The 22,769-nt window shown below is 55.4% G+C and carries 21 protein-coding genes and 2 pseudogenes; 11 read left to right on the top strand and 12 right to left on the bottom strand.

Annotated features, from left to right (window positions below; all coding sequences use genetic code 11):
- Positions 1-18 precede the first annotated feature (18 nt).
- Complete coding sequence (locus ACSQ87_RS12590; protein ID WP_436273614.1) at positions 19-654, top strand: hypothetical protein; 636 nt, start codon at positions 19-21, stop codon at positions 652-654.
- Between the two features lie 14 nt (positions 655-668).
- On the opposite strand, the gene ACSQ87_RS12585 is transcribed toward ACSQ87_RS12590, so the two are convergent.
- Positions 669-1,739 carry a GTP pyrophosphokinase gene (locus tag ACSQ87_RS12585; RefSeq protein WP_436273613.1) on the bottom strand — a complete coding sequence of 357 codons (1,071 nt, stop codon included), beginning with the start codon at positions 1,737-1,739 and terminating at the stop codon, positions 669-671.
- Positions 1,740-2,025: 286 nt separating this feature from the next.
- Here ACSQ87_RS12585 and ACSQ87_RS12580 point away from each other — a divergent pair, with 286 nt between their 5' ends.
- Positions 2,026-2,382, top strand: a complete 357-nt coding sequence (locus ACSQ87_RS12580; RefSeq protein WP_436273612.1) for a hypothetical protein — start codon at positions 2,026-2,028, stop codon at positions 2,380-2,382.
- 41 nt (positions 2,383-2,423) lie between these two features.
- Here the strand turns inward: ACSQ87_RS12580 and ACSQ87_RS12575 are convergent, their stop codons facing one another.
- A complete protein-coding gene (locus tag ACSQ87_RS12575) occupies positions 2,424-2,705 on the bottom strand; it encodes an excalibur calcium-binding domain-containing protein (protein ID WP_150659097.1) in 282 nt (93 codons plus the stop codon).
- 405 nt (positions 2,706-3,110) lie between these two features.
- Between ACSQ87_RS12575 and ACSQ87_RS12570 the strand changes: the two genes are divergently transcribed.
- Genes ACSQ87_RS12570 through ACSQ87_RS12560 form a run of 3 tightly spaced genes read left to right on the top strand, consistent with a single transcriptional unit; the run spans position 3,111 to position 4,801 of the window.
- Positions 3,111-3,470 carry a hypothetical protein gene (locus tag ACSQ87_RS12570; protein ID WP_436275086.1) on the top strand — a complete coding sequence of 120 codons (360 nt, stop codon included), beginning with the start codon at positions 3,111-3,113 and terminating at the stop codon, positions 3,468-3,470.
- Positions 3,471-3,507: 37 nt separating this feature from the next.
- Positions 3,508-3,750 (top strand): DUF4224 domain-containing protein, encoded by a 243-nt coding sequence (locus ACSQ87_RS12565; RefSeq protein ID WP_123368031.1) that lies wholly within the window; start codon positions 3,508-3,510, stop codon positions 3,748-3,750.
- A gap of 1 nt (position 3,751) precedes the next feature.
- Entirely contained in the window at positions 3,752-4,801 is a 1,050-nt protein-coding gene (locus tag ACSQ87_RS12560; RefSeq protein ID WP_436273611.1) for a tyrosine-type recombinase/integrase, read from the top strand.
- 335 nt (positions 4,802-5,136) lie between these two features.
- Here ACSQ87_RS12560 and ACSQ87_RS12555 read toward each other — a convergent pair whose 3' ends face one another.
- The 4 genes and pseudogenes from ACSQ87_RS12555 to ACSQ87_RS12540 all read right to left on the bottom strand — a co-directional run bounded on the left by ACSQ87_RS12555 (position 5,137) and on the right by ACSQ87_RS12540 (position 10,766).
- On the bottom strand, positions 5,137-5,592 hold the full coding sequence (locus ACSQ87_RS12555; protein WP_223431552.1) for a hypothetical protein: 456 nt from the start codon (positions 5,590-5,592) through the stop codon (positions 5,137-5,139).
- A 206-nt stretch (positions 5,593-5,798) separates the two neighbouring features.
- Positions 5,799-6,511 (bottom strand): annotated as a pseudogene (locus ACSQ87_RS12550) (NAD(P)-binding domain-containing protein); the annotation flags it as partial.
- Positions 6,511-9,660, bottom strand: coding sequence for an efflux RND transporter permease subunit (locus tag ACSQ87_RS12545; protein ID WP_223431550.1), 3,150 nt, complete (start codon positions 9,658-9,660; stop codon positions 6,511-6,513). The pseudogene ACSQ87_RS12550 and the gene ACSQ87_RS12545, both read right to left, overlap by 1 nt.
- On the bottom strand, positions 9,657-10,766 hold the full coding sequence (locus ACSQ87_RS12540; protein WP_223431549.1) for an efflux RND transporter periplasmic adaptor subunit: 1,110 nt from the start codon (positions 10,764-10,766) through the stop codon (positions 9,657-9,659). Before ACSQ87_RS12540 ends, ACSQ87_RS12545 begins: the two co-directional genes overlap by 4 nt.
- Positions 10,767-10,984: 218 nt before the next feature.
- Here ACSQ87_RS12540 and ACSQ87_RS12535 point away from each other — a divergent pair, with 218 nt between their 5' ends.
- The gene (locus ACSQ87_RS12535) at positions 10,985-12,442 is read left to right on the top strand and encodes an efflux transporter outer membrane subunit (RefSeq protein ID WP_223431548.1); all 1,458 of its coding nucleotides are present in this window, start codon (positions 10,985-10,987) and stop codon (positions 12,440-12,442) included.
- Positions 12,443-12,533: 91 nt separating this feature from the next.
- Here ACSQ87_RS12535 and ACSQ87_RS12530 read toward each other — a convergent pair whose 3' ends face one another.
- From ACSQ87_RS12530 to ACSQ87_RS12520, 3 genes are all read right to left on the bottom strand, one after another.
- A complete protein-coding gene (locus ACSQ87_RS12530) occupies positions 12,534-13,805 on the bottom strand; it encodes an OmpP1/FadL family transporter (protein WP_223431547.1) in 1,272 nt (423 codons plus the stop codon).
- 198 nt (positions 13,806-14,003) lie between these two features.
- Positions 14,004-14,624, bottom strand: coding sequence for a TetR/AcrR family transcriptional regulator (locus tag ACSQ87_RS12525; protein ID WP_223431546.1), 621 nt, complete (start codon positions 14,622-14,624; stop codon positions 14,004-14,006).
- 137 nt (positions 14,625-14,761) lie between these two features.
- Positions 14,762-15,169 (bottom strand): winged helix-turn-helix transcriptional regulator, encoded by a 408-nt coding sequence (locus tag ACSQ87_RS12520; RefSeq protein WP_263288617.1) that lies wholly within the window; start codon positions 15,167-15,169, stop codon positions 14,762-14,764.
- A gap of 101 nt (positions 15,170-15,270) precedes the next feature.
- Here ACSQ87_RS12520 and ACSQ87_RS12515 point away from each other — a divergent pair, with 101 nt between their 5' ends.
- Positions 15,271-16,020, top strand: a complete 750-nt coding sequence (locus ACSQ87_RS12515) for an NADPH-dependent F420 reductase (protein WP_223431544.1) — start codon at positions 15,271-15,273, stop codon at positions 16,018-16,020.
- 10 nt (positions 16,021-16,030) lie between these two features.
- Here ACSQ87_RS12515 and ACSQ87_RS12510 read toward each other — a convergent pair whose 3' ends face one another.
- Positions 16,031-16,948, bottom strand: a complete 918-nt coding sequence (locus tag ACSQ87_RS12510) for an AraC family transcriptional regulator (RefSeq protein WP_223431543.1) — start codon at positions 16,946-16,948, stop codon at positions 16,031-16,033.
- Between the two features lie 165 nt (positions 16,949-17,113).
- On the opposite strand from ACSQ87_RS12510, the gene ACSQ87_RS12505 reads away from it, so the two are divergent.
- The 3 genes from ACSQ87_RS12505 (at position 17,114) to ACSQ87_RS12495 (ending at position 20,526) form a co-directional block, all read left to right on the top strand.
- Positions 17,114-18,163 carry an NAD(P)-dependent alcohol dehydrogenase gene (locus ACSQ87_RS12505; protein ID WP_436273610.1) on the top strand — a complete coding sequence of 350 codons (1,050 nt, stop codon included), beginning with the start codon at positions 17,114-17,116 and terminating at the stop codon, positions 18,161-18,163.
- Between the two features lie 54 nt (positions 18,164-18,217).
- Positions 18,218-19,240 (top strand): alpha/beta hydrolase, encoded by a 1,023-nt coding sequence (locus tag ACSQ87_RS12500; RefSeq protein ID WP_223431541.1) that lies wholly within the window; start codon positions 18,218-18,220, stop codon positions 19,238-19,240.
- A gap of 86 nt (positions 19,241-19,326) precedes the next feature.
- On the top strand, positions 19,327-20,526 hold the full coding sequence (locus ACSQ87_RS12495; protein WP_223431540.1) for an MFS transporter: 1,200 nt from the start codon (positions 19,327-19,329) through the stop codon (positions 20,524-20,526).
- A gap of 74 nt (positions 20,527-20,600) precedes the next feature.
- Here the strand turns inward: ACSQ87_RS12495 and ACSQ87_RS12490 are convergent, their stop codons facing one another.
- Positions 20,601-21,344 carry an SDR family NAD(P)-dependent oxidoreductase gene (locus ACSQ87_RS12490; protein ID WP_436273609.1) on the bottom strand — a complete coding sequence of 248 codons (744 nt, stop codon included), beginning with the start codon at positions 21,342-21,344 and terminating at the stop codon, positions 20,601-20,603.
- 25 nt (positions 21,345-21,369) lie between these two features.
- Between ACSQ87_RS12490 and ACSQ87_RS12485 the strand changes: the two are divergent.
- Positions 21,370-21,465 (top strand): annotated as a pseudogene (locus tag ACSQ87_RS12485) (winged helix-turn-helix transcriptional regulator); the annotation flags it as partial.
- A gap of 167 nt (positions 21,466-21,632) precedes the next feature.
- Here ACSQ87_RS12485 and ACSQ87_RS12480 read toward each other — a convergent pair.
- Complete coding sequence (locus ACSQ87_RS12480; RefSeq protein ID WP_223431538.1) at positions 21,633-22,562, bottom strand: LysR substrate-binding domain-containing protein; 930 nt, start codon at positions 22,560-22,562, stop codon at positions 21,633-21,635.
- Positions 22,563-22,769: the final 207 nt, after the last annotated feature.

The following is a 22,769-nucleotide window of genomic DNA, read 5'->3' as shown; positions in this document are numbered from 1 at the left end:
TAGCCGCGAGGTATCCTCATGCCCACAGAAAACAAAATCGCTGAGCCTGCACCGAGCCTGGCAGCCGGCAACGGCCTCGACGCCGCGACTTGGGCCGACTTCATCCAGCGCCTGCGCTATGACTGCATCGGCCCACGGGTCTCTGACCACTGCACCAGCGCCGCGCTGTTCAAGGTCGAGAACCGCAAGATCATTTACGGCCTGGACATGGACTACACCGACAAGCTCGTCGTCTATTGCGATGACTGGAAGTGGTTTAGCCCACAGGAATACTGGAAAGATTGCGATCACCGCACCAAAACCAGATTGAACAAGCTCATGCAGGAATGGGCCAGCTGTCAGTTCATGAAGGCAGAGCTTAGTGATCAATGGCATTTGCTCGGCGAGTTGCCCCAACACACCGTCACCGGCTGGGAAGAGGAATGGGAGTACGTCAACTGCCACTTCACCTATGCCGCCGCCGAGGCGTTCCTCAAGCGCAAGAAGCACGACTACCGCGAACTTCGGATTTACGTCGATTCGCAGTACTGGTGCTGGGAGTTCGAAGCCATCAAGGCGGCAATTCTCGACGGCACGCTGACCTACACGCCGAAAGTGTCCTCATGCAGCGCATCTACCTCAGAGGCCCATGAATTCCCTGCCCAGCCGCAATAGTCACGCTCTCGCAATCAAGTATTAATTCTCGAATTTAAAGTAGCTCCAAACTCCATCAGATAAGTTACAAATTCCTCACTCCAGTCATTAAGCGTACAGTAAGCTTTTGTGAGCTCTAAATCTTGAGATCTGGCAACAATCACTTGGAGAAGGAAAAACACACATACGCCCCGACCAATATCCGAAAATGGCAACTCTGCTCTGGATTCCGCAACAATCTCAGCTCGCTGTAGTACAGCCGTTCGATTCTCGATTAAGTGTCGCCCCAAAACACCAAGCGTTGATATTTCCAACAAAGCGCAAACTGCTAAACACTTCTCAGTTTCAATAATCTCCACGAGATTATACCTGCAAGTCTTCGCTACCACTTCATCTAGGGCGCGACAATCGTCATTATTTAATACGTAGCTGGTATAAGTAATCTTATCAAGAAGAGCATCATCAGAACTCTCTTCAGCCTGAACACTGCTCTCATAAACATCCAAATCCGTTCGTATCGATACAAACTCCTGGTCAGCAAGTTCTAGCAGACCTGCAAGCCTGGAAAACTTTCTTCGAATATGACGCGGAACTTGAACTGTACTTTTATAACCTATATCGTGCTCAATTTCCGCCCAGGTATGTTGAAGAATGGATCTGACCTGAATCTCAACTTTTAGGTCCCTAAATGCAGAGTATTCTCTGAGCTTAGATCTGTCCGCATTCATAGACGCCACGTAATGTAGGGACAAGTAACCAAATCGATCTGGATCCAGCGCAATTCGTTTATCTATTGAGTTTTCAGCATCAATCGAAAACTCAGACTCAACCAATAATGCAACTCGATCTACATCATCTGAGTAGTGAGTTATAACTCGAACCCCTGCTAAATCGGTAATATGCGCGAGTGATGGATATGATGGTTTGGCAGTAATTTTTTTTTCGAGACTCGCAACCTCCTTACAGCGAAAAGATATCGAATGGACGCCTATTTCTTCTGCCTTTAGCAATCGTTCAAGCAGACCGCTAACGGTAGCAGCGAACGACTCATAACGCGCCCTATCGAGCTCAAAATCCTTTACCAGCCCCCCATCTTTCAGATCCATTTACTGCTCCAACGCTCCAGTCAAGTTCACAAATCATACAACAGCCGCGTACAAAGCTGCATTGATTGCAAAAACAGCGCGAAGGCTGTATTTGGCACAAAGCCGCCAGCCATGAGCGGTGGTTTGCCGCTTCACCCCGGGCGTCTGTCAAACTTTGGAATTAAACCGGCGAAGACTGGGATTCAAACCTGCCAAGGCATCGAATTCAAAGAGGTGACGCCATGATCCTGCTCACAGCGCCCGCCCTCGCCTACATGGCCTGGCTCATCTACTCGGGGCCACGGTGATGAAAGCCCGCATCGAGAAAAAGCTCAGCAAGCGCCTGGTAGATATTGCCTCATCGGTTTTCGTTGGCGTCTGGATCGACAAAGACGAGCCGAGCGAGCTTGCGTACAAGCAGCGCACCCGCGTTAGCCACGTATGGAGTGTCGGCGGCGGCACCGACTATTGGGGTGAAGGTCAGGACGCATACACCGTTTGGGCGGACTGGAAGAGTAATTGGCCCTGGCATGGTCCGTTCAATTCGTTCCCGGAAGGTCATGAATTTGAATGTTACCCGGACACCGGCAGCTTCAGGCCGACCACCCGCAGCCTTCTGAAGCTTGCCGCTGACTGCGAGCTGATCTCCAAAGCAACAGCCTAACCCCTCTTCCACCTACCAGCCTGCCGGTGAACGGCCAATAGTCATCGGCACCACTGCGTCTCACAGGGTATTCCGTCGTTGTCGCCGTCCATTTCCATTCCTGGACAATTTTGCAGAAACGTTTTGGCCTCCGCGCACGAGGTCATCTGCGAGCAATATTTGCGCCCATCACATTTGAATGGAGCCGCAACGGGCTTCTTCGCAATCACGACTGTGGAGGTTCTTTTCGGATTCGATAGCTGAGTCTCTGCCCAGGACTGTAATTCAGGGGAAAGCGCCCAAGCCAACAGACCAACAACAAGCACAACCAAAATCAGCTTCATTTTGATCCATCCATGATGAGAGACCGTTTGCACACTCACGTTGCCTGCTTTCCAGCGTAACCCACTAATCCACATACAGCCTGCCGGTGAACGGCGGGCGAGGAATTCTGTATGCCCGAAGAAATTGAAGTGCTGTACGCCGTGCACGCCCAGGGCCCCGACGATCTCTATGCGGTTGCCAGCAAAGAAGAGGCCGAGACGTTGGCTGCCAAGCAAAACGAATTGGTGCCGATGGCAAAGTGCATCGTGATCGTCAGCCCCTGGGCCCCGGTCGAGCACTGGAAAACCATGGCCGAGCAGAACGCTGAAGACGCCAAGTATCTGCGCTGCGGCTGGCAAGCGGACTTAAACCGCCTGAATGCCGCGAAAGCCGAAATCACCGCTCTCAGCAAAAACGTGATCGACATGACCCGCGAAGACTTCGACGCGACCCTCAACAACCTTCGCCGGATGGGCGCCAGCATCGACGGCGACAACGCCTACAAGCGTGACCTGTGCGATTCCATTGTCGGGGCGATGGTGTTCGGCGCGCAGAACAGCAGCCCGCCACCACCCGGGCAGTGGCAGCAACGCTTCTGGGACATCGCCCGAGGTGAAGCCGAGGCCCGCGAAGAACTGGTCGCCGCGCTGAGACTCACTCGCGAAAACCTCCGGGCCTGCCAAGCAACCATCCACCTGTGCGGCGGGTTTGATCCGGCCTATGTGAACGATGCCCAGGCAGCGATGAAAATCGCAGACACCGCACTCGCCAAGTTCGCCCGATAACCACCTTCTGCCGCCACGCGCGGCATGGAGTACCTCTATGGAAACTGAAATTCTCTCGGACGAAGAGCTGGCGGACCTCACCGGCTACAAGGCCCGGGCCTACCAGCGGCGCTGGCTGACAGATCGCCATTGGGTGTTCGTTGAAAGCCGAGGCAAGCGTCCACTGGTTGGGCGGATGTATGCCCGCATGAAGCTGGGCATGATCTCCCCCGCCATCGCTGACCCCAACCCACCGCCGGCAGCTCCGGCATGGACGCCCGACTTCTCGCGAGTGAACTGATATGCGCCCCCGCAAGACCGAAACACGTAATTTGCCGCCCCGGATGTACCAGTGGACGCGGCCACGGAAAAGCGGAAAGGACTGGATTGCCTATTACTACCTGGACCTGACCGGCAAGGCGATCCCATTGGGCAAAGACCTGGACCTGGCCAGGATCAAATGGGCAGAACTCGAAGCCAAGGAAAAGCCGCTCGATCTGCGCACCATGAAGGGCATCTTTGATAGGTACATCCGCGACATCGTCTCAAAGAAAGCGCCGCGCACCCAAAAGGACAATCTGTCGGAGATCAAGCAGCTGCGGCCGATGTTCGACAGCGCCCCAATCGACTCAATTACACCAGCTACGATTGCCGGGTACCGGGATGCGCGGACAGCAAAGGTTCGGGCGAATCGCGAGATCGCGACCCTCTCGCACGTGTTCAACATAGCGAGGGAGTGGGGCCTGACGACGAAGGAAAATCCCTGTCAGGGTGTTCGCAAAAACAAGGAAACGCCGAGAGACTATTACGCGAATGACGTGGTGTGGGATGCGGTTTACAAGAAGGCAGCTCAAGAGCTGAAAGACGCGATGGACCTGGCTTATCTGACCGGGCAACGGCCGGCAGATGTTCTGGTCATGAGGAAGGATGATGTCGAGGGCAAATATTTGGGTGTGCAGCAGAACAAGACGCACAAGAAGCTACGAATCCAGATGACCGATGGTGACGAGGCAAACAGCCTGGGGCTGCTGATCACGAAAATGGCTGAGCGCAATGCTCAGCACATCTGCAGCTACCTAATTGTGAGTGCGCGCGGTAAGCGCATGACCGCGAAGATGCTCCGCGATCGGTGGGATAAGGCTAGGGAAAAAGCCAAGAAAGAGGCTGATGAGAAAGGCGACACTCTGTTGGCTGAAAAAATCGGCAGTTTCCAGTTTCGTGACATCAGGCCAAAGGCTGCGTCGGAAATCATCGATGTCGCCGACGCGAGCCTGCTTCTGGGGCACACCAAGGGCGACATCACGGAACGCGTTTACCGCCGCATCGGCGCCATTGCAAAGCCGTCAAAATAGGCCAAAAACCTGTTACAAAACTCAAACTTGGCCCCTTGTAGAATGCGGCCTACAGAGGAGCCAAAAAACCAAAGTACTGTAACGAAAAAGGGCTACAGGCCCCGGTTTCAGCGGCTTTGAATATCGGTCTTGAAAACCGTCGACTGTAACAGGTCCATGAGTTCGAATCCCATCGCCTCCGCCATCTTTTTATACGACAAAGCCCTGATTTTTCAGGGCTTTGTCGTTTCTTGTTTCTGTAAAAAACCTCCCAGCCCATACCTTAGCCCTTGGCTTTTCGTAGTTCTACGTGGAACGGAAAAGCCAAAATATTTCATAACTAACTGCTTTTTAAACTATTTTTCGAGCTGAGCAGAATACTGAGTGCGACCACGATGCAAGCCTTGCGTCAGCCTGGACGTCATCGAACGCTGCCAAGAACTCTCAAATCGGTCATCTATACCATCATGGGTATAAAGGCCATGCCCTTTTTTGGTTGTTGCCTCCAACTCTGAAAGGGTTTGAGGACCACCTGGTGAAGCAAGCATCTCGGCAAATGCGAACGACATTGTGCCGTAATACAGATTGAGTACACGTTGACTGACATTTCTTCGATCAATGGCACTGAAATAATCGGTGGCATTTCGGAGCGCGAAAGCAACGCCCTCTCCCTTTGACACAATGGTCGACGGCTCAAGACTTAGGCTTTCAAGTTGAGCGCGACGGTCGACCATCTTTCGAGCAAGAGTCGCACTTTTTAACTGAGCAAGCCTCGCCCAGACTGCTTCTATCGGAGTTTCTGAAAGCAGCACTCGCCGCGGTGCCTGCAACTCTTCAATGCATCGCCGCCGCTTACGCTCTGCACCGCTTCGGAGCATCGGTACTGCTTAGCGTGATGTGCGGGTTTCTGTTGCTGTGCTTCGTCGCCACTTGGCGCCTGCCAAGTACGCAAAAAGGACAGTAATTACGATGTTCCGGTAGACGCAGTGTTGAGCGGAAAAAAAATCGATACCCGGCATCAAGCGAACACGGGGTGCGATGCATCGTGAATGAAGCGCATCAAGCTAGGGATGATGTGAGAAGCATCTGGCCCAACGCCTCTAAGGGTGGCCGAAGCAAAGTTGCGCTGCTTCGGTAATCCCACAAAATACAAACCCGGTACGTGCTCCGCCTTCCCGTTGCGCCGGGTCAGGCTTTCATTGCCTTGCGCTCAAAAATCCCCTGCTTTATAGCTCGACGATAGGTGCCATCATCCAGTACAGGGGTACTTTGGTCATTCAGCCAACGAGTCTTCTCCATCCATGTCCACTTGAGCCAAGCATGAAAATCCACACCGAGGATCTTTTGCGGAAAAAACCGAATCGATTCCCTTGTCGCCAATACGACGCTGCTGACTTGAGCCAACTCATGGGCAATTTGTACCGCTGAGTTGGCCGCACCTATGACCACTACTCGTTGATCACTGAAACCGTCAACATTTCGGAAATCAGCACTGTGTAAACGTTGCCCGTGAAAACTCTCCAGCCCCTGAATGTAAGGGATGAACGGCTGATTGAATCCGCCAGATGCCTGAAGCAAAAATAGTCCATCCTCCCTATACACTTTCCGGACTCGTATGTTCTGCCGAATGGGTAGCTGGAAAGCGTCCGCGTACTGCTCCAAATAACGTACGACTTCATCGCGTAGCGGATAGTGCTTAGCTTCAGCTGGAAACGGCATCCCAGGTATGGCTAAAGCTTTGTGGTCAGGTGAACGGCGAGAGGACGGGGTGGCGCCCTATCCACTAGGCTTGCTTGCTTATTCGCTGTTTCAGTTTGACCCGTATTGTCAGGACGGATCTTGAACCAGATGGAGTACATCGCGGGCAGGAACACCAGCGTCATGATGGTTCCGACGAACGTGCCTCCGATCAGCGTATAGGCCAGCGTCCCCCAGAAGACGGAGTGTGTCAGCGGAATGAACGCCAGGATTGCCGCCAGCGCTGTCAGCAGTACCGGGCGGGCACGTTGTACCGTGGCTTCGACCACTGCGTGAAACGGGTCCAGCCCTTCTTGCGCGTTGTGATGGATTTGCCCAATCAGAATCAGCGTATTGCGCATCAAAATGCCCGAAAGGGCGATTAGACCGACCAGAGCGTTGATACCAAACGGCTGCTGGAAGATAAGCAGTGTCGGCACCACACCAATCAACCCCAATGGCGAGGTGAGGAACACCATGATCATCGCCGAGATCGAACGGACCTGCAGAATGATGACCAGCAGCGTCATGGCAATCATGATCGGGAATAACGGCAACATCGCTTTACCGGCCTTGCCCGACTCCTCGATTGCACCTGCCTGCTCAATCCGGTACCCGCCAGGCAGCTTGTCTATGACCGGCTGCAGCTCCTTCATAATCACGCTCGAGACGTCCGGTGGCTGCAAGCCTTCGGCAATGTCGCCGCGCACGGTAATGGTCGGCGTGCGGTCACGACGTCGGAGGATCGGATCCTCCATACGAACATCGACCTCTCCCACCTGAGACAGCGGAATCCGCTGACCCGCCGTGCCTACCAGCGTAAAACCTTCTATCTTGGCGGGATCGAGCCTGATATCACCCGCTGCGCGACCAACAACCTGCACCGAGCGAATGTCCTCACGAACTGCGGTGATCGGTACTCCGGCCAGCAGGAACTGCAGTTGCTGCGCGACTGAGTTTGACGTCAACCCCACCGCCTCCAAGCGATCCTGATCCAGAGCGAAATGCAGCGTCGGCGTCAGCGGTCCCCAATCGGTGTTGACGGTTCTCATCATCGGGCTCGACTGCAACACGTCCTGTACCTGGCCCGCAATCTCGCGCAACGTTGACGGATCAGGCCCCATTACCCGGTAGGCAACAGGGAATGGCGAGTACGGCCCGAAAACAAGCTGAGTCACCCTGACACGCGCTTCTGGGGCAAGTCCCTCAGCCGCCGCTTCGCGGATACGGAACTTGAGGGTCTCGCGCTCCTCCTGGCTGTCCGTCAGCACCACAATCTTCGCGAACGACGGATCAGGGAGTTCCGGTGCCATCGCTAGATAGAAGCGCGGCGCGCCTTGCCCGATATAGGCCGTGACGATCTTTGCCTCATCCTGCTTTTGCAGCCAGGTCTCTATCTTGGCGGTGGTCGCGCTGGTCTGCTCAATGGAGGCTCCATAAGGCATTTGCACTTCAATCAATACCTCGGGACGGTCCGAGGTAGGGAAGAACTGCTTCTTGACCAGGCTCATACCGAGGATCGCCACGACAAACGAAGCGATGACAGTGCCAGCCACCAGCCATTTGCGAGCGATGACCCGCGTCAAAATCCGGCGGAAGCGGTTGTAGTTAGGGGTGTTGTAGATGGCCGCGTGACCACCCTCTACCTTCTTGATGTTCGGCAACATCTTCACCCCCAGGTACGGGGTAAAAGCGACCGCAACCACCCAGGAGGAAATCAGGGCAATGCCCACGATCCAGAACATGTTGCTGGTGTATTCGCCGGCGGTCGATTGCGCGAAGCCGTTGGGCATAAAGCCGATAGCGGTCACCAGCGTACCGGAGAGCATCGGCGCAGCGGTATGACTCCAGGCGTACGCGGAAGCTTTGATGCGGTCGTAGCCCTCCTCCATTTTCACCACCATCATTTCGATGGCAATGATGGCGTCGTCCACCAGCAGTCCGAGCGCCAGAATCAACGAGCCGAGGGTAATACGGTCAAAGTTCTTTCCAGTGGCCGCCATCACCACAAACACCACGGCCAACGTCAACGGCACAGCCGCGGCGACCACAACACCTACACGCCAGCCCATGCTGAGAAAGCAGACAAGCATTACCACAAGCAGCGCGACGAAGAACTTGACCATAAACTCGCCGACGGCCGAATCGATATTTACAGATTGATCGGTGACTTTGGAGAGCGTCATACCCAGCGGCATGCCTTCATTTATTTTGACTGTCTCCGCGTCCAACGCCTTGCCAAGGTCAAGACCGTTCCAGCCCTCACGCATCACGATCCCCAGCAACAAGGCCTCTTCACCGTTGTTACGCACGAGAAAGGTTGCTGGATCTTCATAACCACGTTCGATCGTCGCCACGTCAGAGAGTTTTAGCGTGCGCCCCTGGACCGCAATGGGTGTGTCACGAATCTTCTGCACTTTATCGAAGGCGCCATCCAAGCGGAGGAAGACCTGCGGCCCATTGGTTTCGATCGAACCGGCGGGCGTGAGCACGTTTTGATTATTCAGCGCGGCAAAGATGTCCTGAGGAGAGATGCCCAAGGTGGCCAACCGATCATGGGAAAAGGAAACAAAGATACGTTCGGGCTGCTCCCCAATAATGTTGACCTTCTTCACGCCCGGCACATGCAACAGTTGTTGGCGCAGCGACTCTGCATCACGTACCAACAGTCGCTGCGGCTCGCCTTTGGCTTTCAGGGCGAAAAGCGCAAATGTCACGTCCGAAAACTCGTCGTTGACCATCGGCCCGATGACACCCGCCGGCAGCTTCCTGGCCTCGTCGTCGAGCTTTTTACGCGCCTGATAGAACTCCTCCTGCACTTGCGAGGGCGGCGTGCTATCGAGCAGTGACACCATCGTGAAGGCGAGGCCAGGACGGGTGTAGGTTTCCGTGCGGTCGTACCATTTCAGTTCTTGCAGTCGTTTTTCAAGTGGCTCTGCTACCTGATCCTGCATCTCCTGCGCCGTGGCGCCCGGCCACGCGGTAATGACCGTCAACTGCTTGACCGTAAACGGAGGATCTTCCGCACGCCCCAGCTGAAAGAACGACAAGATGCCCGCAACGGCAATCAGGAAGATCAGAAACACCGTGATAGAGCGCTCTCGAACGGCGATCGCGGAAAGATTGAAGCGACCCTCGCTCATGGACGACCCCCGGCAACTTTGGCGTCATCCTGTTGAGGCAATCTTACCTCTTCACCCTCGCGCAACAGATGTGCGCCTAACGCTACGATCGGCTCACCGACCTTGAGATCGCCAGCGACTCGCGCTGAGTCGTCGCTCAAGCCCAGGACTTGAACAGGTCGCCAGGCCACCTTCGCCGGTGTACCGGCGATGACCCACACGCCAGCGCCTTGACCTGGGTCATAAACGGCAGCGATCGGTACTTGCAGCCCCTGCCCTTGCGTGGTGCTTTCAGCGATCCGAAGCGTGACGGTCGAACCTATCGGTGCATTGGCCAGCGCGCCCTCAAGCACATACCGCGCCTCGAAGGTGCGTGTCATTCGGTCGGCCGAGTCAGAAAGCAGCCTCAGCTTCGCTGTAACTGCACCCGTGGTATTGCCATAAAGCGTCGCCTGCGCGGTGGATCCTGCTGCGGGGCGCAACGTCTCGGGCAGGTGCACGATCGCTTCGCGCTGCCCTGCCCGCGCCAGTCGAACCACGGGCTGTCCCGGGCTGACAACTTGTCCGGGCTCGGCGAGCGTCTCCACCACAACGCCGTCGGAATCCGCAAACAACACCGCATAACCAGAAGCATTGCGGGCTACATCAGCCTGCGCTTCAGCGGCGCTAAGCTGCGCCTTTGCGGTATCCGCTGCGGCTTTGATCTGGTCATAGGCCGATGCAGAAATAGCGCCTGCGGCAACCAGACTGCGGTATCGCGCCTCGTCATCTGCTGTCTGCTTGGCTCGGGCTCGCGCGGCTGTGACCGACTCTTGCTGTGCTCGCGCCTGCAACCCTAGATCGATTGGGTCGAGGCGCATGAGCGGCTGACCACGTTTAACGGTTTGACCGGTATCAACCAGACGCTCAAGCACCTTGCCTGATACCCGAAAACCCAGGTCGCCCTGGACGCGGGCAGCCACTACACCAGTGAAGGAACGCGAGACGTCGGACGAAGCCTGAACAGCAGCGGACCTCACCAAAGGGGCATGCGTGCGCGGATCTTCAGCGATGGATGAATCACCGCACGCTGTCAGGACGAGAGGCAACAAGCAAGCGGCAATGGGGAAAGGTCGAAGCCGGCGCATAGGTTCCCTTACTTAAAAATAGGACGAGCGTCATATTCTCTGCCCAGTGACTATATGTGTCAATGGTCACAAACCATGAAACATCCAACTTCTCAAGCTCAACACAGAAACCACCGTTATCAATGAGGAAAACCAAAAATTCGCTCAAAACACCTCAATTGACAGGGTGTGACTATTGAGTAATATGGTCACAAATATCCTCTATTGAAGGAATCTCAATGCCTCCCCTCCGTCCAATTGCTCTCTTGGTCAGCGCCGGCTTATTGGCAGGTTGCGCGGTCGGTCCGGACTACCATCGTCCAGACGCTCCGCTTTCGGATCGTTACTTGGGTCAGCCTTCTGTCGAACAGCGGCGTGTAGCGACGCCGACCAGCCTTGTAGCTTGGTGGGAAGGCTTTGGCGATCCAGTGCTAACCGACTTCATCTCCAAGGCGCTTGAGCAGAATCTGGACCTGGCACAGGCGTCGGCGCGAGTCACACAGGCGCGGGCCGGACTAGGTGCTGCAAATGCCGCTTTACTCCCCTCAGGGAACATCAGCGGACAGGCCGTGCGCTCCTACCAGTCAATCGAGACGCCGCTCGGCCAGGTGTTGAACTCAACGCCTGGCTATGATCGGTACGGAAGTTCCTACGAGGCCAACATCGATGCCAGCTGGGAGGCAGATGTCTTTGGCGGCATGCGCCGTGGACGCGAGGCAGCTCTGGCCGAGTATCAAGCATCCCGGGCGGGCGTCGCGGCCACACGATTGGCTATCGCAGCGCAGACCGCCGATATCTACATCACTGTCCGCGGATTGCAGGCCCGGCTGGACATAGCGAATCGACAAGTCAAAACGCAGCAGGAGCTACTAGAGAAAGTCCAATTGCTCTACAGCAAGGGGCTCGCCGCCAACTATCAGGTTCGTCAGACCGAGGGGACCTTGGCGCAGGTCCAAGCGACAGTACCGGCCCTGCAGACCGGTCTGGATGCGGCCATGAATGCACTGGATGTCATGCTCGGCACACCACCAGGCACTCACCGCACGCAACTGGCAAGTGCGGGGAGCATTCCTGTAGCGCCGCAGTTGAAGGCGATGGGAACTCCGGCTGATTTGCTGCGCCGCAGACCGGATCTGATTGTGGCTGAGCGCCGTCTTGCGGCCTCAAACGCACGCATCGGGGAGGCTATTGCCGAGTATTACCCGAAGTTCTCCCTTAGCGCATTGCTGGGGAGTGCCACCGCTGTATCCGCAGGCAATCTTTTTACCAGTGGCGCCAGCCAGTCGGCGGGCGTACTGGGACTGCGCTGGAGACTCTTCGACTTCGGTCGCATAAACGCCCAGATCGACCAGGCCAAGGGGCAGGAAGCCGAAACCCTGGCCGCTTACCGTCAATCTGTATTGCGCGCCACCGAGGATGTCGAGAACGCGCTCTCCTCACTGGTGAATCGCGAAGCTCAAGCAACCACCCTCGCTGGGGGAGAAGCGTCTCTGACACAGGCTCGACAATCGTCGTTCATCGCTTATGAGAAAGGCACGGCCAGCCTGATCGATGTCCTGCACGCTGACGAGACACTGCTGCAGGCTTCCGATGCGCGGGCACAAGCACGAACGGAATCTGCACGAGCAGCGGTAGCGGCATTCAAATCACTCGGTGGTGGCTGGCAACCTTGGGATGTCACGGTGACGACTCGATGAAGCTTGAGGGGGAAAGGTCCGAGATGTGTTCTTAAAGGTCGGGAGGCAACGCGTACTCCCGACCGGACATCTATCGTGTAACAGCACTCAATTAGAAGCGGTAACTCACAGAAGTCCCAAGCCCGCTCGCACTGTTTTTATAGTTGGCACTGTATGCACCTCTGGTCGCCGAGGTGTCGTTGATCTGAACGCTCTCCTCCCACAGGTAGGAATAGGCAACATCGATCGTGACATTGTCCGCCGGCGTCCAGCCAGCACCGAAGCTGACAACCTTCCGGTCGCCCGTGGGAATACGTGGTCCCCGGTTGGTGTTGTTGGCGGGCGACTGATCAACCGACAGGCCTGCGCGAAGTACCCATTGGTTATTCAGTTGATACGCCGCACCGATAGCGTGAGCCCACGTATCGTGCCAATTCTGCTCTTCGGTAATGGTGCCCAGCGCGCCGCTCAACACAGGGGGTAAACCGGTGTTCTCGATGGTTAACTCTTTGAAGCGACTCCAGCGAGTCCAGGTGCTCCCCACGTAAAGGGTCCAGTCATCATCAAGCTGATGAGTCACCGAGAAATCCACTGACTCTGGGGTATCCACATCCAGCGAAGCGTCATAACTCCGGCCACTGACCCCCAACACGCTAAAGGTGCCGTCAGTGACCTTGGTCTTGGCATCCAATTGATAACTGACCTTGGAATGGTAGGTCATGCCCAAACGGGTTCGGTCTGTAGCCTGCACCAGGATACCGGCGTTGAAACCGAGGGCCGTGTCGTCACCAGTGCTTTTGAGTTTTCCGTCATTGCGACCAGGACTGAGTGGATTGGGCACCATTCCTGATATCTCACCGCTGATACGGTTGATGGTCGGACCGAACCCGATCGAAACTTTTTCGTTAAAGGCATAGCTGATGGTGGGTTGAAACGTAAGGGTCGTGACCTCGCTTTTGTTGGCGTAGTAACGCCCGGCAAAACCACTGCCATAGTCCGTCATCAGACCGAAAGGTACATAAAAACCCACACCGAACGCCCAATGCTCATCGATCGGTTTGACGTAGTAACCCATAGGCACAGTGGTGGTGGGCACCATGTCGCCGTCTTCCTGGCCTCCGAATGTACTGCGGGTGTGGCTTATGTCGGACTTGGCGAAAAGAGTCGCCGCCCCCACGCTGACCTGCTCCCTTTTCAAGCGAGACATTCCCGCGGGATTACCGAAGACCGTGCTTGCATCTTCAGCGGAGGAGGAACGACCGGCAAACCCGGATCCCATCCCACTGATGCTTTGTTCATTAAGAGCGAAGCCGCTTGCAAAAACGTTTGAGGATGCGAGCACGACAGCAAGGCCAAATGGGCTCTTGAGCACTATTTTTTTCATTGTTTGAACTCTATGGGTATCACTGAGATGAAACAGTAGAAGCGACACCGCCATATTTATTCATGTGACCATTTCAGTCAACAGTCACTAAGCAGATAAATAAAATGCCCTTCGACGGATGGGAAGAAGGGCAAAGTGAAAAGCCGTTTTGGTGATCTGGTGCTTACCCGGGTATGCCGTAAACCTTTAAGCCGAAGGTCAAGGCATGAGGCTACGCAAGATGAGGTTGGAGGTAAGCGTGGGCGCCTCCTCGACGAAATCGAGGTTGTACTGCAGCAGCAAAGGATTGACGAATGGCCGCAGCGCGAGATGTATCGATTCTACTGTCTCGTCCAGTGGAGTCTTGCGTTCAAATTCGCCAATCTCTCGCCCTTCCCGCACGATTTGTAACACGAAGCCTTTGATCTGTGCGTCATAAGCCTGCGTACTGGGCCAGCTTTCCGACGCCGCGAACGCTGCAATGTCATAGAGTTTTCGGTCGTTAAAGAACAGATTCACACCTGTGGCGATCACCGTTTTGACCAGACGTCGAAAGCGCTCCGTCGGCGACAGGTCTTCTACATTGATAGCCTGCGCCACCGCAGCGACGATTTCTGCCAGACAATTTGCGCAGATGGCTTCACCGATCGCCTGCTTGGAATCAAAAAATTTGTAGATGTAGGCCTTGGAAAACCCGATGGCCTTGGCCAGGTCGGAAACCGTGGTTTTGGCGTAGCCGTACTGACTGAAATGTTCATTGGCCGCCGCGACAATCTGGTCTCGAATGTCGTGATCGACTGGGCCACGTGGGCCGGGCGAAGATATTGATGGCTGATTCATGGGAATAGCTTACTCACCCTATCGAGGACTTACAAATTGTGACCAATGATATATATAGTCACAAATCAAACATTTGGAAACCACAGTTGATCAGATTTGAAACGGGCTGACTTTTTGAGTACGTCCAACATGGCGCATTAGCGTTCCAAAAGTTCATTGTCGCTAACGCTAGACCGTTCCATCCCCTTTGCCTCGTGCTGGTGACGAAGCTCAGCCCAGTCTATAAGGGCCGTCATAGCCGGGCCGAGTGCATGACCCAGCGCCGTCAGCGCGTACTCCACTCGCGGCGGTACCTCTGGGTATACGGTGCGCTGAACGATGTCGTCCTGCTGAAGCCCTTTCAACTGCTGAATGAGCATCTTCTGCGTGACATCGGGAATGAGCTTCTCCAGTTCGGAGAACCGAAGCGGTCGGCCTTTAGCGGCCATCAGCTCATTGATGATCACAATTTTCCATTTGCCCTCCAGAACGCGAAGCGTAGCGTTTATAGCGGCAGACCAGGCCTGCCGTCGTAAAGGGTTCTCACATTCCCACTCGCGCTCCATCGACACTTACCTTTTGGTGGGTTACAGACTAAAACGTCGGTTCTTGCGGATATTGCAGTGCTGATACTAACGTATTCGGACTTTGAATCCCTGGAGGCATTATGAAAATTGCGATCGTTGGTATTGGATCTATCGGCGGAACCCTTGCCCGCCGGCTTGTCACTGCTGGCCATGAAGTCAGTGTGGCCAACTCTCGTGGAAAAGAGGCGGTGAGTGCCTTTGCCAAGGAAGCAGGTGCCGTTCCTTGTGACTTGAAAGATGTCTTCGACGGCACCGATGCTGTGATTGTTTCCATTCCCCAGCCGGCTATGGCGGCTCTCCCAAAGAACCTGTTGGCCGCACTGCCATCCTCGGCTCCAGTGGTCGACACCAGTAACTATTACCCAGGTCTGAGAGACGAGCGCATCGCCGCTTTGGAAAATGGTCAAACGGAGAGCGTCTGGGTTAGCGAGCAGCTTGGCCGACCGGTAATCAAGGCCTTCAACAATATTCTTGCTTATTCGCTAGAGAATCTTGGTAAGCCAAAAGACGCCGAAGGCCGCCTGGGCGTAGCCGTTGCGGGGGACGATGAAAATCATAAACGTCTCGTAATGCAACTTGTCGATGAAGTTGGATTCGAGCCGGTCGACAGCGGCAGCCTGGAAGACTCGTGGCGTCAACAACCCTGCACGCCAGCGTACTGCTGCGATTACACCGCTGAAGAGATGCGCCCGGCGCTGAATGCCGCAGTCAGGGGTGCCGCCGCGCAGAAGAGAGAGGCGTTCAATGCGCAACTCCCTGCACTATTCGCCAAAAACCCTACTCATCATGACGTCGTTGAATTTAATCGAAGCTTCAACGCAGCCAGTTGAACTCCTCGTCCTACCCCTGCCCTCGCAACGCCGAAATATCCCGTTTGGGGGGGACGCCAAACAGACGGCTGTATTCACGGCTGAACTGAGACGGGCTTTCATATCCGACCTTGAAAGCCGCACTGGATACGTCCAGGTGTTCATTGAGCATCAATCGCCTTGCCTCATTCAGTCGCAGCCACTTTTGGTACTGCAACGGGCTCATTGTTGTGAGTTGACGGAAGTGGTGATGGAAGGTCGGAGTGCTCATCTGCACTCGGGCCGCCAGTTCATCGACGCGAAGCGCCAAGGCGTAATTCAACTTCAGCCAATCGATGGCTTTGGCGATCCGATAGCCTTGGCCATCGACAGACGTAATTTGTCGAAGTCGGCTCGCCTGATCACTCTGCAAGAGACGGTAGTGAATCTCGCGCTGGATCAACGGGGCAAGAACAGGGATGGACTCCGGCTCATCGAGCAGTGCCAATAAGCGCTCGAAAGACGCCAACAGTGCAGGGGTTACTGAACCAATTCCTACCCCCTTCGCAACTGTTCGATCACGGGTTGGCGGCAGGTCACTTTGCGCTATCAGCTCAGCCAGCATGCGCAGATCGAGTTTCAACGTCAGCCCCAGGCATGGCTGTTCCGGGCTTGCCGCTAGCACTTCTGAATTGGCAGGTAAGTCCAACGAGGTGATCAGAAATCGCGACGTGTCGTAGGGGTAGCCCTCGCCACCTACCCAGAGCTGTTTCTTACCTCGGGCGATGAGGATGATGCTTGGCTCGACCATGCAGACGATGGGCGGTGCTGGATGTTCGCGCCTGAAGAAGCCGAGGCCTGTAATGGCCGTTGTGGAATCACCTGGTTTCGAGATCTGCGCGCCGATGATCTGCGCAAGCCTTTCTTGTGGCGATGTCTGTTGAGGATTGGTGTTGGGTTTGTTCGTCATATTCGTCTTGTACCTCTTCACTGAACTCTAACTCGCCAACTCCCAACCGTCCTGCCAAAAAACAGAGACTCATAGAATCAGGCAAGTAATCCAGCGAAATGCACTACAGAGAGCCTTGGCAGACAGGGAAAATGTCCATCCGACAAATCCTTTGAGGTCTCTCCCATGCTTGTACAAGCCTATGGCGCTCACGCTGGCGACAAACCCCTTGAGCCGATGCAGATCAATCGCCGCGAGCCGGCAGCCCATGATGTTCAGATCGATATCGCCTTCTGTGGCATCTGCCATTCAGATTTGCACCAAGTGCGCGCCGAGTGGGCAGGCACGCAGTTTCCCTGCGTACCAGGTCACGAAATTGTCGGCCGTGTATCGAAGGTGGGCTCGCATGTTGCGGATTTCAAAGTCGGCGATCTGGTCGGTGTCGGCTGCGTCGTCGACAGCTGTAAACACTGTGACGACTGTGAGACAGGCCTGGAAAACTACTGCGACGGAATGGTCGGCACCTACAACTTTCCGACACCGGACGCACCCGGCTGGACGCTGGGCGGCTACTCGCAAAACATCGTGGTGCATGAGCGCTACGTGTTGCGCATCCGCCATCCCGAGTCACAGCTGGCTGCCGTCGCTCCGCTGCTTTGCGCGGGCATCACTACCTACTCCCCTCTGCGCCACTGGAACGCCGGTCCAGGCAAGAAAATAGGCGTGGTCGGCATCGGTGGCCTAGGCCACATGGGCATCAAGCTGGCTCATGCGATGGGCGCCCACGTCGTGGCGTTCACCACCTCTGAATCCAAGCGCGAGGCGGCAAAGGCATTAGGCGCCGATGAGGTCGTCGTATCGCGCAACCCTGAAGAAATGGCTGCACATACCAAAAGTTTCGACTTCATTCTCAACACCGTCGCAGCCCCCCACGATCTTGATGCGTTTCTGGTGCTGCTCAAGCGTGATGGGGCGTTGACGCTGGTCGGGGCACCGGCCTCGCCGCATCCCTCACCCAACGTTTTCAACCTGATCATGAAACGCCGAACGATTGCTGGCTCGATGATCGGTGGCATCCCGGAAACACAGGAGATGCTGGATTTCTGCGCCGAGCACGGCATCGTCGCCGACATCGAACTGGTTCGAGCAGGCCAGATAAATGAATCCTACGAGCGAATGCTCAAGGGTGACGTCAAGTACCGCTTTGTGATCGACAACTCCACATTGGTTGATTGAGCGCCTCAGATTCAAGAACGCAAATGGACACCATCCAAAAGTAAGGAATATCGAATGAACAGATTCTTTCTTGCCCTGGGGCTGCTTATCGCCTCTTTCTCATCAATGGGGGCTGACATGTCTAACGGTGCTGACAACTTCTACAAAAGCGAAAAGGTAATCGCAGAAAAGATCACCTTTAAAAATCAATACAAGATGAACGTTGTAGGGAACCTCTACATTCCTAAAGGAATGGATCCCAAGACCAAGAGCCCCGCGATCATCGTAGGGCACCCAATGGGCGCGGTGAAGGAGCAAAGCTCCAACCTGTATGCCCAGAAGCTCGCCGAGCAAGGTTTCGTGACATTGGCGATTGATCTTTCGTTCTGGGGTGAAAGCGAAGGGCAGCCCCGTCAAGCGGTGTCGCCGGACATCTATGCAGAGGACTTCAGCGCAGCGGTGGATTTCCTGGGCACACGGCCTTTCGTTAACCGTGAGCGCATTGGCATCATCGGCATTTGCGGCAGCGGCGCCTTTGTTATCAGCGCGGCCAAGATCGACCCTCGACTGAAGGCAATTGCAACAGTCAGCATGTACAACCACGGCGACCTCTATCGCAAAGGTTTGGGTAATTCGACGACCCCAGAGCAGAAACGCACGGCACTCGCAGAAGCTGCAGAACAACGCTATGTGGAATTCACGGGCGGCGCTACCAAATACACCGCCGGTGCCCCGTTGAAGCTGACAGGCAATGCGATAGGCGATGAGTTTTATGATTTCTACCGCACTCCTCGCGGCGAAGTAACCCCTGCCGGCGCATCGCCGCAGACTTCCACCATGCCGACGCTGGCCACCAATGCGAAGTTCTACAATTTCTACCCATTCGAAGACATCGAGACCATTTCGCCACGTCCGCTTCTGTTTATCACCGGCTCCGAGGCTCACTCCCGTGAATACAGTGAAGATGCATACAAGCGTGCAGCGGAGCCTAAAGAACTGGTCATCATCCCTGGCGCTAACCACGTCGATCTCTACGACCGGGTCAACCTCATTCCTTTCGCCAAGTTGACTACCTTCTTCAAAAGCAACCTGAAGTAGCCTGATCGGTGTCCTGACAGGGCATCGCTTCTCTCGTAGCCTCGTTCTCGGGGCTACGAAGCTTCGCGCAATACAGGATTCAAACAATGACTGATCACACCCTCCCAGTGCCCCATAAATCATGGGGCGCCGTATTTGCCATGTCGCTCGCCGCCTTCGTGCTGGTGGCATCAGAGTTCATGCCTGTAAGCCTGCTTACACCGATTGCCGCAGATCTGCATATCACTGAGGGGCAAGCCGGTCAGGGAATCTCCATCTCGGGACTGTTTGCCTTGTTCACCAGTCTTCTGATCGCATCGGTGGCTGCGCGGGTCGACCGCAAACCGCTGCTTCTTACACTGACACTGCTTATGATCCTTTCTGGAACAGTGGTCGCGTTCGCCCCGAACTACTGGGTGTTCATGATCGGGCGCGCGCTGATCGGTGTTGCGATTGGTGGCTTCTGGTCACTGTCGGCGGCAACCGCCATGCGCCTTGTGCCTGATGACCAGGTCACACGCGCCATGGCAATCGTCAACGGCGGCAACGCTTTGGCGACTGTGATTGCAGCACCATTGGGCAGTTTTCTCGGCGCCCTGATTGGCTGGCGCGGCGCATTTTTGTGCGTCATTCCAGTCGCGATAGTTGCTTGTGTCTGGCTGTTGTTAAGCCTTCCAGCGATGAAATCGCAAAACGATTCAGGCACTGGCAACGTCTTCAAGCTAATGAAAAGCACGCCGGTTGCGTTAGGCATGGTGGCGGTCAGCGTATTTTTCATGGGCCAGTTCATGCTGTTTACCTATTTGCGCCCGTTTCTTGAAACGGTCACGCACGTCAATGTTTCCATGCTGTCGTTGATGTTGCTCGTCCTGGGCCTGGCGGGCCTCGCAGGAACCTTCCTGATTGAAGCGTTCTTGAAAAATGGCCTGCATCGAACCCTCATCGTCATCCCGATCTTGATGGCAGTAATTGCACTGGCGCTCGTTTCATTCGGTAGCTCGGCGGCAACCACGACTGTCTTGCTTGGCCTGTGGGGACTGGTAGCCACTGCAGCGCCCGTGGGATGGTGGACATGGCTGGCGAGAACGCTGCCAGACGCTGCTGAAGCGGGAGGCGGCTTAATGGTGGCGATCATCCAACTCGCTATTGCGTCTGGCGCAACCGTTGGCGGGCTGGTCTTCGACTCGAGCGGCTATCAAGCGACCTTCGAATTGAGCGCCACTTTGCTAGGCGTGGCGGCCGTCCTTGCCTTCCTGGCTGCACGCGCAGCATCGCGGGAGCCTGTTGCATCGGTAAGCATTGCTTGAAAATAACCACAAGACACGCCAAGGCATGTCTTGTGGTTTCGGTGGAGAATACACTCGGAAGTGGGACGTGACCGTCAGCGTGCGCTGTCGATGATTTGGCCACCGTCCGGTGTCAGGCTGTACCCCGTCAGGAACTGTGCATCCTTACTGGCGAGGAACAGCACGACCGACGCAATATCCTCTTCGGGCGATCCATAACGGCCAAGTGCGTTGGTAGGCGCTGGCACATCTGCCGCAGCCCCCCAAGTGTCTGCCACCGGCATGACGTTGTTTACCGTGATCTTGTCAGCGCCCCACTCCCTTGCCGCCGAGCGAGTCAAGGCACGCACCGCCTCCTTTGCCATGTTGTAAGGGGCATAACCCTGCAAGCCGATGACACCGGCCAACGATGCAAAGTTGATGACTCTACCCTCCCCGCTGGCTTTCAGGTGTGGGTAGCAGGCTTGCATCGTCCGCAGATAGGCAATTGGCCCCATTTCCAGATTGCGTTGCAATTGCTCGGCTGACAGATCGAGAACCGATGAGAAGACGGCGGAGGGATCAAAGGCATTGTTCACCAGAATGTCGATCCGGCCATATTCAGCAACGACCTTTTCCACCGCGCTTTTGATCTGATCCGGGTCGGCGATATCACACACCACTCCGAAAGCGATGCCGCCCGCTGCCTGGATCTCAGCGACGACACCGGCGACATTTTCAGCCGTCCGTGAAACAACGGCCACTTTCGCGCCTTCTCCTGCAAAAAGCTTGGCAGTAGCGCGGCCGATGCCACGGCCGGCGCCAGTGACGATGGCTACTTTTCCATTGAGTCGGGACATGTTGATCTCCAATTATCGACCTAGGCCAACGATGGAGGCACTCGCGTTATGGTGGAGCGAGTATGGGAAAAGCGTTCCGGTGAAGCCAAGCTCGCGTGGTCGTAAACCCAGAAGCGGTTAAGCATTGAATGTTGTTGCCCGATTAATCGCTCCCGAGCAGGCGACAACTATCCTGACACCGGGGGCTATCACGCAAAAAAATAGCGGGTGATGACGTTTCAGAATGACCCGATGCGCAGATGTCATTACCCATACTTGAGGGATGTTTTTCGAGCCTGGGAGCTTAGATCAACTGGCTGTTTTGCCATGGAGATCGCGGGAAGCGCCTTCGAGGGTTTTCCATAAGTTGCGCATCGTAGGGTTCTCATTGGTGATGGAGCAGTAGGAGCGTATCTCCAATCGCGTGCTCCATTCATCACCACCCGTTTTCACCAACTGACCTCGTTGAAGCTCGTCAATGACAGCGCTTTGTGGCAACCATGCCACCCCATAACCCTCGACTGCCATTCGCATCAGTAACATTGTCATATCCGCCTCGTAGCACCGCTCCAACATGCATGCAGTCGGGCCATTCTTTATTACGATGTCGGCAACACGACCTAAAAAAGTCGTAGCTGTATAAGCGAGGTGAGGAACTGTTTTACTGGAGGTGCCCGGTAAGGGATACAGCGGATTCCCATCGCTGTCAGGTGCGCACACAGGAATAAACGCGTCATGACCCAATGTCAAACTCCCGAACTTTTCCGAATCGAGAAGAATGGGTGCCAAGGGGTGATGATAGACAATCATCAGATCACAACTCCCCTCCTCCAGAGATATGACCGCGTCGTGGATGTTGGCGGCAACGACCCGCGCATTGAATTGCTCATTGTGCTGCTGAAATTGCTTCAGCCATTTCGGCAGGAATGTCATCGACAGACTGTGGCCGGCAGTGACCTGGATGGATCGCCCGGGCATCCGCTCTACCTCGCGAAGGCTTGAGCGCAGCATCATTAGCCCCGCCAAAGCTTCGCGGCTTTCTTCACAAAATGTGCGGCCAGCAGAGGTCAGTTGGACAGGATAGGTGCCACGATCCACCAACTCTGCACCTACCCATTCTTCAAGTGACTTTATACGCCTCGACAAAGCCGACTGGGTCACACAGCGAACCTCCGCAGCCCGAGAAAAATTCTTCCACTCCGCGACCGCCAGAAGATCATCCAGCCATTTGATTTGCATACCGACACCTCATGTCCCGAATGAGCAGTTTACTGCGCCTCAGTCGGGATGAAGCAGCAGTTTCGAAAACTATTCCAAAAGCGCATGACGCTATCGGGATTACTCATCACGACCTTTCAAACCCGCCCCTAGAATCGAAAACGTTGGAGCGAGGCCACAGCGCTTCGACCGAATGACACTTGTCTCCTGCCAAGTAAAAAAAGCAAA

The organism is Pseudomonas sp. LjRoot277, from assembly GCF_964253845.1.
GTDB lineage: Bacteria > Pseudomonadota > Gammaproteobacteria > Pseudomonadales > Pseudomonadaceae > Aquipseudomonas.
The sequence above is the reverse complement of the archived record's forward strand: the minus strand, read 5'-3'. Positions and strand labels throughout refer to the sequence as shown.